This is a genomic window from Streptomyces sp. CB03238, from assembly GCF_002099185.1.
Classification (GTDB): Bacteria; Actinomycetota; Actinomycetes; order Streptomycetales; family Streptomycetaceae; genus Streptomyces.
In genome coordinates this window covers 69,247-82,225 of sequence record NZ_NBCN01000006.1, presented here as the reverse complement: position 1 = coordinate 82,225, position 12,979 = coordinate 69,247, and the positions used below count along the sequence as shown (strand labels likewise).

11 protein-coding genes are annotated in these 12,979 nt (G+C 72.9%); 8 read left to right on the top strand and 3 right to left on the bottom strand.

Translation table 11 applies throughout. From position 1 onward, the window contains the following. Window positions 1–3 precede the first annotated feature (3 nt). Both sucC and sucD read left to right on the top strand, forming a co-directional pair. A complete protein-coding gene (sucC, locus tag BKD26_RS11675; protein ID WP_073753664.1) occupies window positions 4–1,182 on the top strand; it encodes an ADP-forming succinate--CoA ligase subunit beta in 1,179 nt (392 codons plus the stop codon). Between the two features lie 20 nt (window positions 1,183–1,202). Beyond that, window positions 1,203–2,087, top strand: a complete 885-nt coding sequence (sucD, locus tag BKD26_RS11670; RefSeq protein ID WP_084897787.1) for a succinate--CoA ligase subunit alpha — start codon at window positions 1,203–1,205, stop codon at window positions 2,085–2,087. A 188-nt stretch (window positions 2,088–2,275) separates the two neighbouring features. Here the strand turns inward: sucD and BKD26_RS11665 are convergent, their stop codons facing one another. After that, window positions 2,276–3,427: a helix-turn-helix domain-containing protein gene (locus BKD26_RS11665; RefSeq protein WP_084897786.1), complete on the bottom strand. Its 1,152-nt coding sequence runs from the start codon at window positions 3,425–3,427 to the stop codon at window positions 2,276–2,278. A 116-nt stretch (window positions 3,428–3,543) separates the two neighbouring features. Between BKD26_RS11665 and BKD26_RS11660 the strand changes: the two genes are divergently transcribed. Further along, on the top strand, window positions 3,544–5,208 hold the full coding sequence (locus tag BKD26_RS11660) for a DUF6350 family protein (protein ID WP_107417824.1): 1,665 nt from the start codon (window positions 3,544–3,546) through the stop codon (window positions 5,206–5,208). A 10-nt stretch (window positions 5,209–5,218) separates the two neighbouring features. On the opposite strand, the gene BKD26_RS11655 is transcribed toward BKD26_RS11660, so the two are convergent. Next, window positions 5,219–6,052 carry a hypothetical protein gene (locus tag BKD26_RS11655; RefSeq protein WP_084897784.1) on the bottom strand — a complete coding sequence of 278 codons (834 nt, stop codon included), beginning with the start codon at window positions 6,050–6,052 and terminating at the stop codon, window positions 5,219–5,221. 228 nt (window positions 6,053–6,280) lie between these two features. Between BKD26_RS11655 and purN the strand changes: the two genes are divergently transcribed. Beyond that, window positions 6,281–6,898, top strand: a complete 618-nt coding sequence (gene purN, locus BKD26_RS11650; RefSeq protein WP_084897783.1) for a phosphoribosylglycinamide formyltransferase — start codon at window positions 6,281–6,283, stop codon at window positions 6,896–6,898. Beyond that, window positions 6,885–8,438, top strand: coding sequence for a bifunctional phosphoribosylaminoimidazolecarboxamide formyltransferase/IMP cyclohydrolase (gene purH, locus BKD26_RS11645; protein WP_084897782.1), 1,554 nt, complete (start codon window positions 6,885–6,887; stop codon window positions 8,436–8,438). Before purN ends, purH begins: the two co-directional genes overlap by 14 nt. Before the next feature lie 154 nt (window positions 8,439–8,592). Here the strand turns inward: purH and BKD26_RS11640 are convergent, their stop codons facing one another. Beyond that, window positions 8,593–9,180, bottom strand: coding sequence for a hypothetical protein (locus BKD26_RS11640; protein WP_084897781.1), 588 nt, complete (start codon window positions 9,178–9,180; stop codon window positions 8,593–8,595). A gap of 224 nt (window positions 9,181–9,404) precedes the next feature. Here BKD26_RS11640 and BKD26_RS11635 point away from each other — a divergent pair, with 224 nt between their 5' ends. The 3 genes from BKD26_RS11635 to BKD26_RS11625 all read left to right on the top strand — a co-directional run bounded on the left by BKD26_RS11635 (window position 9,405) and on the right by BKD26_RS11625 (window position 12,747). Further along, window positions 9,405–10,271, top strand: a complete 867-nt coding sequence (locus BKD26_RS11635) for a bifunctional methylenetetrahydrofolate dehydrogenase/methenyltetrahydrofolate cyclohydrolase (protein WP_084897780.1) — start codon at window positions 9,405–9,407, stop codon at window positions 10,269–10,271. A 23-nt stretch (window positions 10,272–10,294) separates the two neighbouring features. Further along, a complete protein-coding gene (locus tag BKD26_RS42255) occupies window positions 10,295–11,419 on the top strand; it encodes a DUF3017 domain-containing protein (RefSeq protein WP_084897779.1) in 1,125 nt (374 codons plus the stop codon). 107 nt (window positions 11,420–11,526) lie between these two features. Next, on the top strand, window positions 11,527–12,747 hold the full coding sequence (locus BKD26_RS11625) for an NADP-dependent isocitrate dehydrogenase (RefSeq protein WP_084897778.1): 1,221 nt from the start codon (window positions 11,527–11,529) through the stop codon (window positions 12,745–12,747). Window positions 12,748–12,979: the final 232 nt, after the last annotated feature.

The following is a 12,979-nucleotide window of genomic DNA, read 5'->3' as shown; positions in this document are numbered from 1 at the left end:
CGCGTGGACCTGTTCGAGTACCAGGCGAGGGACCTCTTCGCCAAGCACGGTGTACCGGTGCTGGCCGGTGAAGTCATCGACACGCCTGAGGCGGCGCGCGAGGCGACCGAGCGACTGGGCGGCCGTTCGGTCGTCAAGGCGCAGGTGAAGGTCGGCGGCCGCGGCAAGGCCGGCGGCGTGAAGCTGGCCGCCACGCCGGACGAGGCCGTCGCCCGCGCGACGGACATCCTCGGCATGGACATCAAGGGCCACACGGTCCACAAGGTGATGATCGCCGAGACGGCACCCGAGATCGCCGAGGAGTACTACGTCTCGTACCTCCTCGACCGCACCAACCGCACCTTCCTCGCCATGGCCTCCGTCGAGGGCGGCATGGACATCGAGGAAGTCGCGGCCACCAAGCCCGAGGCCCTGGCGAAGATCCCGGTCGACGCCAACGAGGGTGTCACCGAGGCCAAGGCCCGCGAGATCGTCGAGGCCGCGAAGTTCCCGGCCGAGGTCAAGGACCAGGTCGCCGAGATCCTCGTGACCCTGTGGAAGACCTTCGTCGCCGAGGACGCCCTCCTCGTCGAGGTCAACCCGCTGGCCAAGGTCGCCGACGGCCGCGTCATCGCCCTCGACGGCAAGGTGTCCCTGGACGCCAACGCCGACTTCCGCCACCCCGACCACGCCGAGCTCGAGGACAAGGCCGCAGCCAACCCGCTCGAGGCTGCCGCCAAGGCCAAGAACCTCAACTACGTCAAGCTCGACGGCGAGGTCGGCATCATCGGCAACGGCGCCGGCCTGGTCATGTCGACCCTGGACGTCGTCGCGTACGCCGGTGAGGCGCACGGTGGCGTCAAGCCCGCCAACTTCCTCGACATCGGCGGCGGCGCCTCCGCCGAGGTCATGGCGAACGGCCTCGAGATCATCCTCGGGGACCCGGACGTCAAGTCGGTCTTCGTCAACGTCTTCGGCGGCATCACCGCCTGCGACGAGGTCGCCAACGGCATCGTCCAGGCCCTGAACCTGCTGTCCTCGCGTGGCGAAGAGGTCACCAAGCCGCTGGTCGTGCGCCTCGACGGCAACAACGCGGAGCTGGGTCGCAAGATCCTGTCGGACGCCAACCACCCGCTCGTGCAGCGCGTGGACACCATGGACGGCGCGGCCGACAAGGCCGCCGAGCTCGCGGCTGCGAAGTAAGGGACGAGGTCAGAAACACCATGGCTATCTTCCTGACCAAGGAAAGCAAGGTCATCGTCCAGGGCATGACCGGTGCCACGGGCATGAAGCACACCAAGCTCATGCTGGGTGACGGCACCAACATCGTCGGTGGCGTGAACCCGCGCAAGGCGGGCACCACCGTCGACTTCGACGGCACCGAGGTCCCGGTCTTCGGCTCCGTCAAGGAAGCGATGGAGAAGACGGGCGCCGACGTCTCCGTCCTCTTCGTGCCGCCGGCCTTCGCCAAGGCCGCCGTCGTCGAGGCCATCGACGCCGAGATCCCGCTGGCCGTCGTCATCACCGAGGGCATCGCGGTCCACGACTCCGCCGCGTTCTACGCGTACGCCGTGGAGAAGGGCAACAAGACCCGGATCATCGGCCCGAACTGCCCCGGCCTGATCACCCCCGGCCAGTCCAACGCCGGCATCATCCCGGGCGACATCACCAAGCCGGGCCGCATCGGTCTCGTGTCGAAGTCGGGCACGCTGACCTACCAGATGATGTACGAGCTGCGCGACATCGGCTTCTCGTCGGCCGTCGGCATCGGTGGCGACCCGGTCATCGGTACGACGCACATCGACGCGCTCGCGGCCTTCGAGGCCGACCCCGAGACCGAGCTGATCGTGATGATCGGTGAGATCGGTGGCGACGCGGAGGAGCGGGCCGCCGACTTCATCGCCAAGAACGTCACCAAGCCGGTCGTCGGCTACGTCGCGGGCTTCACGGCCCCCGAGGGCAAGACGATGGGCCACGCCGGTGCGATCGTGTCCGGTTCGTCCGGCACCGCGCAGGCGAAGAAGGAGGCCCTGGAGGCCGCGGGCGTCAAGGTCGGCAAGACCCCGACCGAGACGGCCAAGCTGGCGCGCGCCATTCTCGGCAACTAAGCACAGCCGCAGGCTGAGCCACGGCTGCCTGAGCACTGCCGCACAGGCGATGGGCCCGCCCCCGGACATCCGTCCGGGGGCGGGCCCATCGCCATTCTCCGCCGTGGCGGACGGCGCACACCGCTTCGGCCCCGAGGAGCGCCGGCGTGAACGCGGCCGCCGCGGGGGGCGCCTCGCGTCCGACGGCGTCAGCGCGTGTCCGGTACCAGACGGGGCGGCCCGGTGACTGGCTCCGCACGCAGTCGGTCGCGCAGCGCCTCGTCCTGCGGGGTCAGCCGCTGCGGGCCGCTGAGGACCGGGACACCGCCGACCGCCTCGCCCGGAGCCAGCGGCGGCCGGTAGCCGGTCGGCGCGGTGGCCAGCGTGAACGCGGTCGCGCCGACGATGAGCGTCGTCAGCCCGATGGCCGCCCTGGTCCAGAACCTGGCCCGGCGCTCGCTGCCGGTGCGTACGGTCCGGGGCGTGGCCAGCACCATGGTGGGGCCCTTGGCGAGCAGCGAGGCCAGCCGTTTGTGCAGGACCGCCGGATCGGCGAGTTCCGGGATGCGCTCGGCGAGCAGTTCGCGGGCGTGCAGGACACGGTTCCCGGCGGCCGGGGTGCTCGCCTCCGTCTCGGCGGCCGTCTCCGGCAGGTCCAGGCCGAGACCGTCGTACAGCAGCAGCGTGCGGCGGTACGCGGGCGGCAGCTCCAGCAGCGCGCCGCGCAGCGCGCGGGTGGCCCGGTCGGTGGTGGGGGCGTCGGGGTGCCGGTGCGAGCGGCGCAGCCGGTGCCAGGGCGACAGGGCGTACTCGTGCATGGCCGCCCTCACCCACCCGGCCGGGTCCCGGTCCACCGCGACCTCGGGCCAGCGCTCCCACGCCAGGTGGAAGGCGTACTCGACGGCCTCGCGGGACAGCCGGCGCCGCCCGGTGAGCAGGTAGGCCTGCTGTACGAGGCCGGGGGCGGCGTACGCGTACAGCGCGTCGAACGCGTCGGCGGGGCCGAGGGGGGCGGCCCCGGACCCGGCCCCGGTCGCGGTGCCGGGCTCGAGGAGGGGCGGTCGAGACGAGCCCTGCCCCTGCTCGGGTTGTGACCGGCGCTTCGGCCTCGGCGACTGGCTGCGGGCGGACCGGCCTTCCTGGGCGGCGCACAGCAGCTTCGCGTACGCCTCCCGTTTGCGCCCGCGTGGGTTTGTGCGCCCCGTCTCCCAGGAACGGACCGTCGCGCGCGTGACCCCGACCAGCTGGGCGAGCTGATCCTCCGTCATGGACATCGCCTCGCGCAGCCTGCGCCGTTCCTTGGGGGACGGCAGCGGGGGCGCGGAAGGGATGGGGGTGGTCGTGGTCGTGGTCTGGGTCATGGCCGGCCCCCGGCAGGGCTGCACTCAGCGGAAAAGTACATAACCGTATATTGCGCGCCACACCGGCTATTCGCCCGTTACGTGGATCAAGCGCGTGTCGTTGGCAGCATGGCGCCGTGACCGAAGCGACCGACCACCCGCCGGCCCTCGTCCAGGGCGGCCGGACCGCCGCGCTGGCCGGAGCCTGTGTGCGCGGCGCGCTCGCCGCCGGGCTCGGGCTCGGCTCCGTCACCGTCCTGGTGATGGTGATCTGGATCAGCTCCCCGTACCCCGACAGCGGCCCCGGCGGCGCCCTGCACGTCGCCGCGGGCGTCTGGCTCCTCGCCCACGGTGTGGAACTGGTGCGCCCCGCCACGCTCGAAGGGCCGCCCGCTCCCGTCGGCGTCGTCCCGCTGCTGCTCGTGGCGCTGCCGGTGTGGCTGGTGTACCGGACCGCGCGGGACGCCGCCGAACCCGGTGAGGCGCGGCCGAAACCCGCGGCGAGCGGCGCGGTGGGTGCCGTGACGGTCGGTTACCTGCTGGTGGCGGCCGGGGCCGTGGGGTACGCGGCGGGCGGGCCGCTGCCCGCCGCGCCCCTCGGTGCGGCGCTCCACCTCCCGCCGCTCGTCGCGCTCGCCGCGGCCGCCGGGGTGTGGACGGCGCACGGGCGCCCGTCGGGGCCCCTCCCGGCATGGGTACCGGAGCGGATCCGGGTCGAACTCGCCCGCTCCCGCACGGCCGTCGCCGTACGCGCCGCGGGCGTCGGGCTGGGCGCGCTGGCCGGCGGGGGAGCGGTGCTGGTCGCGGTGTCGCTGGTGTGGCACGCGGGCGCGGCGCGCGAGTCGCTGCTGGGCCTGTCCGGCGTCTGGTCGGGGCGGATGGCGCTGCTGCTGCTGGCGCTCGCGCTCGTCCCGAACGCGGCGGTGTGGGGCGCGGCGTACGGGCTCGGTCCGGGATTCCTGCTCGGTACGGGGGCGACGGCCACCCCCCTCGCGGTGACCGGGGCCGCGGGGCTGCCCCCCTTCCCGCTGCTGGCCGCCCTGCCGGCGGACGGGCGCGGGACCTGGGTGAACTGGACGGCCGCGGTGGTGCCGGTGGCGGCAGGCGCGGCGGTCGGCTGGTACTGCGGGTGGCGGGCGAGGGACACGGGCGTACGGGGCACGGGCGTACGGGACACGGGCGTACGGGACACGGCGGTGGCCGCGCTGCTGGCGGCCGTGCTGGTCGGGGCGGGAGCGGCGGTACTGGCGGCGGCCTCGGGCGGGCCGCTGGGGACGGGCCGCCTGGGGGCGTTCGGCCCGGTGTGGTGGCGCGTGGGCGGGGCGGCGATGGCGTGGACGGCGGGCCTCGGCGTGCCGGTCGCGCTGGCGCTGCGGGCGTGGCGGCGACGGGGCGAGGACGGTGCCGGGGGCGGTGCGGGAGGCGGTGCGGGAGGCGAGCCCGGGGCGGTGCCGGTACCGGTGCCGTCACCGGATGCGGCCACCCCCGCGCCGGCCGCCCCCGCATCGGTTGCGCCCGCTCCTGGCCGGGCTCCCGAGGACGACCCCGGCGACCCGGCCTTCGAGCCGTACGACTTCCTCCCGGCGTCCTGGGAGGAGCCGTCGGCCCGCGAAGCACGCTGGACGGCCCTCAAGGAAGCCTCGGGCGGCCTCATGGCCACGTTCCCCCCGCCCCCGCACGCCGCGGGCGCCCCGTGGGCGGGCCCGGCCGTGCCGGAGGGCACCGCCACCGACGACGACGCCCCCGCCCCACCCGACGAAGATGCCGACGACAAGGGAGCCAGGCCCCCTCAGGAGTCCTGACTACTCCTGATCACTCCTGTACGCCGAAGACGTCACGCAGCGGCTCGGGGAGCAACTCGTTGCAGGACAACTGGCCCGTCTTCGTCAGGGCGTCGTCCACGCACGCGTAGTAGTCGCGGTAGACGAGCTGGATCGTGAACGTCGCCGCCACGATCATCAGCGCCAGCGCCGCCGTGACCAGGCCGCTCACCGCGGCCGTCGTCTGCGGGCGGCCGGAACCGGGCGGCGGGCCGGCCGGGGCCGGGGAACCGGTGGTGGCGACCTGGCCGGCGGCGGCGGGGCGGGGCGCGCCGCGCAGCGAGCTGATGCCCCAGTACAGGGCCAGGGCGCCCAGCAGCAGCGCGATCTCCGGGAAGTCGAAGATCGCGAAGAAGAACGCCCACATGCCCGACAGCAGTGCGTAGCGGGCGCGGCGCTGCGCCGGGTCGGTCGGGTCCCAGCGCGGTGCGGGCGCCTCGGGGCCGCCCGGACCCTGTCCGCCCGGACCCTGGCCGCCGCCCTGCTGGTCACCGCTCGGGCGGCTGCCGAAGCCGCCGGAGGAGCGCCCCGGCTGCCGCGGGCTCCACTGGCTGCCCCAGGCCGGACGCTCCGGGCGCTCGTCGGAGCCCGAACCGGACCCGGACCCGGACCCGGACCCGGAGTCGGACCCGGACCCGGACCCGGAGTCGGACCCGGTCCCGGAGTCGGACCCGGTCCCGGTCCTGGTCCCGGAGTCGCCGCCGTTCTCGGGGCGGCGCGGCTGCCACGGCTGGTCCGGCCTGCCCTCGGGCGGCGGCGCGAACGGATTGTTCTCGTCCGTGGACGTGGACGGGGACTCCGTGGACTGGCGTCGGCGGTCCGGCATGTGGTGAACGTCTTCCCCTCAGACCCGGTACGTACGGGGTCTTGTGTCGTCGTGTCCGTCCGTTCGGGGACGGCTCTGTACCCAGACGCTACCCCCCGGCTCCGCCCCCGTCCCGTGGGGGCGGCTCGGTGTGCCGGTATCGTTGCTGACGGTCGGCTCCTTCGTAGAGTTCCCCGTATCGAGGGGCACGATTCGTTCGTAGGACCACACAAGCAAGGAGTGCTCCCCGTGGCTGCCGCCCGCCTCGTCGTCCTGGTCTCCGGATCGGGAACGAATCTGCAAGCTCTGCTCGACGCCATCGCCGAGGACCCGCAGGGCTTCGGGGCCGAGATCGTCGCCGTGGGCGCCGACCGCGACGACATCGCCGGGCTGGAGCGCGCCGAGCGCGCCGGGCTGCCCACCTTCGTCTGCCGGGTCAAGGACCACGCCACCCGCGACGCGTGGGACCACGCGCTGACCGAGGCGACCGCCGCGTACGAGCCCGACCTCGTCGTCTCGGCCGGGTTCATGAAGATCCTCGGCAAGGAGTTCCTGGCCCGGTTCGGCGGTCGGATCGTCAATACGCACCCTGCCCTGCTGCCCAGTTTTCCCGGTGCCCACGGAGTGCGCGACGCGCTCGCGCACGGCGTGAAGGTCACCGGATGCACCGTCCACTTCGTCGACGACGGCGTCGACACCGGCCCGATCATCGCCCAGGGCGTGGTCGAGGTCTGGGACGAGGACGACGAAGCCGCTCTCCATGAGCGCATCAAGGAAGTCGAGCGTTCGCTGCTCGTCGAGGTCGTGGGGCGTCTGGCCCGGCACGGCTACCGCATTGAGGGACGAAAGGTTCATGTCGGTGAATAAGCCCATCCGTCGCGCGTTGATCAGTGTCTACGACAAGACGGGGCTGGAGGAGCTCGCCCGCGGGCTGCACGAGGGCGGCGTCGAGCTGGTCTCCACCGGCTCCACCGCCGCGAAGATCGCCGCGGCCGGAGTCCCGGTCACCAAGGTGGAGGAGCTGACCGGCTTCCCCGAGTGCCTGGACGGCCGCGTCAAGACCCTGCACCCGCGCGTGCACGCCGGAATCCTCGCCGACCTGCGCCTGGACGCGCACCGCGAGCAGCTCGCCGAGCTGGGCGTGGAGCCGTTCGAGCTGGTCGTGGTGAACCTGTACCCGTTCCGCGAGACCGTCGCCTCGGGCGCGACGCCCGACGAGTGCGTCGAGCAGATCGACATCGGCGGCCCCTCCATGGTCCGCGCCGCCGCCAAGAACCACCCCTCCGTCGCGGTCGTCACCTCCCCGGCCCGGTACGGCGACGTCCTCGACGCCGTCAAGGCGGGCGGCTTCGACCTGACCGCCCGCAAGCGCCTGGCCGCCGAGGCGTTCCAGCACACCGCCGCGTACGACGTGGCCGTGGCGTCCTGGTTCGCCGACGACTACGCCGCTGCCGACGACAGTGGCTTCCCGGACTTCCTGGGTACGACGTACGCCCGCAACAACGTCCTGCGCTACGGCGAGAACCCGCACCAGGGCGCCGCGCTCTACGTCGACGGCACGGGCGGCCTCGCCGAGGCGGAGCAACTGCACGGCAAGGAGATGTCGTACAACAACTACATGGACACCGACGCCGCGCGCCGGGCCGCGTACGACCACGCCGAGCCGTGCGTCGCGATCATCAAGCACGCCAACCCGTGCGGCATCGCGATCGGCGCGGACGTCGGTGAGGCGCACCGGAAGGCACACGCCTGCGACCCGCTGTCCGCCTTCGGCGGCGTCATCGCCGTCAACCGGCCGGTGACCGTGGAGATGGCCGAGCAGGTCGCCGAGATCTTCACCGAGGTGATCGTGGCGCCGTACTACGAGGCCGGCGCGGTCGAGGTGCTCTCGCGCAAGAAGAACATCCGGGTGCTGCGCTGCCCGGACGCCCCGTCCGCCCCCGTCGAGGTCAAGCCCATCGACGGCGGCGCGCTGCTCCAGGTCACCGACCGCCTCCAGGCCGACGGCGACGACCCGGCCAACTGGACCCTCGCCTGCGGCGAGGCCCTGTCGGCCGACGAGCTCGCCGAGCTGGCCTTCGCCTGGAAGGCGTGCCGCGCGGTCAAGTCCAACGCCATCCTGCTCGCCAAGGACGGCGCCAGCGTCGGCGTCGGCATGGGCCAGGTCAACCGCGTCGACTCGGCCAAGCTCGCCGTCGAGCGCGCCGGCGAGGAGCGCGCCCGTGGCTCGTACGCCGCGTCCGACGCGTTCTTCCCCTTCCCCGACGCCTTCGAGGTCCTCGCCGAGGCCGGCGTGAAGGCCGTCGCTCAGCCGGGCGGTTCGGTCCGCGACGAGCTCGTCGTCGAGGCGGCGAAGAAGGCGGGCGTGACGATGTACTTCACGGGCACGCGCCACTTCTTCCACTAGTCGGCAGGAATAAGCAGAGGCCGTTGATTCGCCACTGGCGAATCAACGGCCTCTGTGCGTCGCCCGCGGCGGATACCCGGCAACGCCAAAGGCCGTAACCGGCCCTCACAGGGAGGGAGTTACGGCCTTTTCGTGGATTCCGCTCGGCGGTGTGTCAGTGCCTCGGGCGCTGGAACCAGGCGGCGGAGTCCTTCTTGGCCGCGAACACGATCAGCAGGATCGCCACGATGAGCGTGATGAGGCCCACCGGGATGGTGAAGATGCCGCTGACGATGGCGAACGAACCGTAGACGATGGAGCACACGCGGACGCCGTTCCCGCCGTTGGCGTACTTCAGCGCCAGGGCGAGGCCCAGGGCGGCGAACACCAGGGACAGGACGAGGAGGAATCCGAGGACGCCCTTGCCGAGGTCGGCGAACGCCTCGGCGTCGGTGCCGCTGAGGGACTCGCTCGCCGCCTTGTCGAACTCCGACAGGGTGTAGCCGTACATGCCCGCCACGACGATCTGGCAGACGACGATCACGTACAGGAAGATACGGGCCGCCTTGGTGATGCCCGGCATCGCCATCGGCGCACCGCCCGGGTAGCCGCCACCGTACGCCGGCGGGGGCGGGGCGGCCGGGTAGCCGTAGCCCGGCTGCTGCGGCTGGGCCGGCTGGCCCTGCTGGGGGTAGCCGTAACCGGGCTGCTGGGGCTGGCCCTGCGGCTGGCCGTAAGGATTGTTCGGGTCGCCGAAGCTCATGGCGGGTTTCCTCCGTTGATGTGCGGGGACGGCGCGGCCCGCGCGGAGGAACTTCACATACTTTTGAGCGGTTTTGCCCCCCGGCACTGCCCGCGGCACTGCGCCGATCATCGTTGTCCTATCGTCGACTTTTTGTCCAGTCGGAATAACGAGGTGTTGTGCAAGTGCAACCTCGAGCGCAGGCGAATTGGAACCGGGGCGGGGTCATCCGCAAGGATGGGCACATGACCGCCCAGATTCTCGATGGCAAGGCCACCGCCGCCGCGATCAAGTCCGGACTGACCGCCCGCGTGGCGGACCTCAAGGCCAAGGGCATCACCCCGGGCCTCGGCACCATCCTGGTCGGCGACGACCCGGGCAGCGAGAAGTACGTCGCGGGCAAGCACCGCGACTGCGCGGAGGTCGGTATCGCCTCCATCCAGCGGGAACTGCCCGCCACCGCCACGCAGGACGAGATCGAGGCGGTCGTACGCGAGCTGAACGAGGACCCCGCCTGCACCGGCTACATCGTGCAGCTGCCGCTCCCCAAGGGCATCGACGAGAACCGCATCCTGGAGCTCATGGACCCGGCCAAGGACGCGGACGGGCTCCACCCGATGAACCTGGGCCGCCTCGTGCTCAACGAGCCCGCCCCGCTGCCCTGCACCCCGAACGGCATCATCACGCTGCTGCGCGCGCACGGCGTCGAGATCAACGGCGCGGAGGTCGTCGTGGTCGGCCGCGGCACGACCATCGGGCGGCCGATGCCGCTGCTGCTCACCCGCAAGTCCGAGAACGCGACGGTCACGCAGTGCCACACCGGTACGCGGGACCTCGCCGCGCACCTGCGGCGGGCCGACATCATCGTGGCCGCGGCGGGCGTACCGCACCTGATCAAGCCCGAGGACGTCAAGCCGGGCGCGGCGGTGCTGGACGTGGGCGTCAGCCGTGACGAGAGCGGCAAGATCGTCGGCGATGTGCACCCGGGCGTCAACGAGGTCGCCGGGTGGCGCGCCCCGAATCCTGGCGGTGTCGGCCCGATGACGCGGGCGCAGCTGCTGGTCAACGTCGTCGAGGCGGCCGAGCGCGCCGCCGCCGCGACCGCGAGCTGAGCCGGACGGGAGAGGGCGACCCCATGGGCGTACGGGCGAACGACGACTCCGCCACCCCACGCGTGAGCGGTGGCGGTCCTCCGGCCGCGGAGAGCTCCGGCGGCCGCCGCTCGGCCGGCAGCCCGGGCCCGGCGGCGGGGCCCACCCGAGCGGACGAGAGCCCCGCCCGCGAGGCCGCGGCCCCGTCCGGCGCCCCCGCCACCGCCACTGCCACCGGCCCGGTCGGCGACCGTCCGGGCGCGGCCGAGCCCGCCCGTGACCGTTCGGCCGCGGAACCCGCCGCCGGTCGCGGCGCCACAGGCGACCCGGCCACCGGCCCGGGCCGGCCCACCGCAGACGGCGCCGGCGTCCGCCGGCCCGCCACCGGCACCCCCGCCGCCCCCCCGGCCGAGGGCCCGGCCGCCCGCGCCACCGCCCGCCCGGCCGGGGGCTGGGCCGCTCGCTCGGCCGACGGCCCTACTGCCGAACCTGCCGAACCTGCCGAACCTGCCGAATCTGCCGCGTCCGCCGCGTCCGCCGACGCCGCCGAGCCTCGCGCCGCCGCCCGCCCGGCCGAGGGCCCGGCTGCCGAACCTGCCGCGTCCGCCGACGCCGACGAACCCGCCGACGCACGGCCGACCGGGCAACCCGCCGACGAACCCGCCGACGCCGACGAACCCGCCGACGCACGGCCGACCGGGCAGCACGCGGCCGGAGGCTCCGGTGCCGGCGAGGGCCGCGCCGCCGGGTCCGAGGCGTCGCGCCCGGTGCGGGCGTCCCGTCGGCCGCCCACCGTCACGCGGGACACCGCGCGGCCGGAGGGGGGCGGCCGGGCGGCGCCGGGGGACGCGCCGGCGCCCGCGCGGCAGTGGCCGTTGCTCACCGTGCTGGGGCTGGCCGCGCTCGGGCTGCTGGTCGTCGGGTTCGACCCGTTCCCGCAGGCGCCGCGTATCGGGGCCATGCTCATCGGCGTCGCCCTGCTGACCGGTGCCGCCATGCGGCGCGTCCTGCCCTCCGTCGGGATGCTGGCCGTCCGGTCACGCTTCACCGACATGGCCGCGTACGGAGTGCTCGGTGCCGGCATCGTGCTGCTGTCGCTGATGACCCAGCCGGATCCCTGGCTGGAGATCCCGTTCCTGGAGGACGCCGTCCGGTTCGCGGTGCGCTAGACGGCCGCCGCCCCGGACGGCCGCGCAGGACAGGGGGCGCGTACGTCCTCGCGAGTACCTTGACGAACGAGACACGTCGTCGCCGCGCGAGAGGGACGTACCGCCTCATGTCCAAGATCAAGGCAGCCGGCCCCGTCGTCGAGCTCGACGGCGACGAGATGGCCCGCATCGTCTGGCAGTTCATCAGGGACCGGCTGATCCTGCCGTACCTCGACGTCGAGCTGAAGTACTTCGACCTGGGCATCCAGAACCGTGATGCCACCCGCGACCGGGTGACCGTCGACGCCGCCAACGCCATCAAGCAGTACGGCGTCGGCGTCAAGTGCGCCACGATCACGCCGGACGAGGCGCGCGTCGAGGAGTTCAACCTCAAGGCGATGTACCGCTCGCCCAACGGCACCGTCCGCGACATCCTCGGCGGCGTGATCTTCCGCGAGCCGATCATCATGAGCAACGTGCCCCGGCTCGTCCCGGGCTGGACCAAGCCGATCGTCGTCGGCCGTCACGCCTTCGGCGACCAGTACCGCGCCACCGACCTCAGGGTCCCCGGCCCCGGCACGCTCACCCTCACCTTCACTCCGGAGGACGGCTCCGATCCGGTCGAGCTGGAGGTCCACGACTTCCCGGGCTCGGGAGTCGCACTCGCCACGTACAACCACGACGACTCGATCCGCGACTTCGCGCGCGCCTCGTTCCGCTACGGCCTGGCCCGCGGCTACCCCGTCTACATGTCCACGAAGAACACGATCCTGAAGAAGTACGACGGGCGCTTCAAGGACATCTTCCAGGAGGTCTTCGACGCCGAGTTCAAGGCCGGCTTCGACAGCGCGGGCCTCACCTACGAGCACCGCCTGATCGACGACATGGTCGCCTCGGCCCTGAAGTGGGAGGGCGGATACGTCTGGGCGTGCAAGAACTACGACGGCGACGTCCAGTCCGACTTCGTCGCCCAGGGCTTCGGCTCGCTCGGCCTGATGACCTCCGTCCTGATGTCCCCCGACGGACGGACCGTCGAGGCGGAGGCCGCGCACGGCACGGTCACCCGCCACTACCGCCGCCACCAGCAGGGCAGGTCGACCTCGACGAACCCGATCGCCTCGGTCTTCGCCTGGGCCCGGGGCCTGGCCCACCGCGGCAGACTGGACGGTACGCCGGAGGTGACCCGGTTCGCGCAGACGCTGGAGCAGGTCTGCGTCGAGACGGTCGAGGGCGGCCAGATGACCAGGGACCTGGCCGCGCTGATCTCCCCCGAGCACCCGTGGCTGACCACGGAACAGTTCCTGGACGTCCTCGACACAGGCCTGCAGAAGCGGATGCTGTCGATGTGAGCCCGGGCAGGCGGGTCGCGGCGCCCGTCCTCTCCCCCGAGCAGGACGGGCGCCGTGACCTGCGTATGAGCGTCATGCACTCGCCAAGCGCGTTCAAGACATGTCCGGGGCCTGTGGCACGGAGGTGACCATTCCGGCATGGTGTGATCGACCCGCAACGGATGCGAAACTGGGGCGGCACCAGGACAGGGCGCGTAAGGGGGCACGCCCATGTTCCGAATGCGCCCGTGCG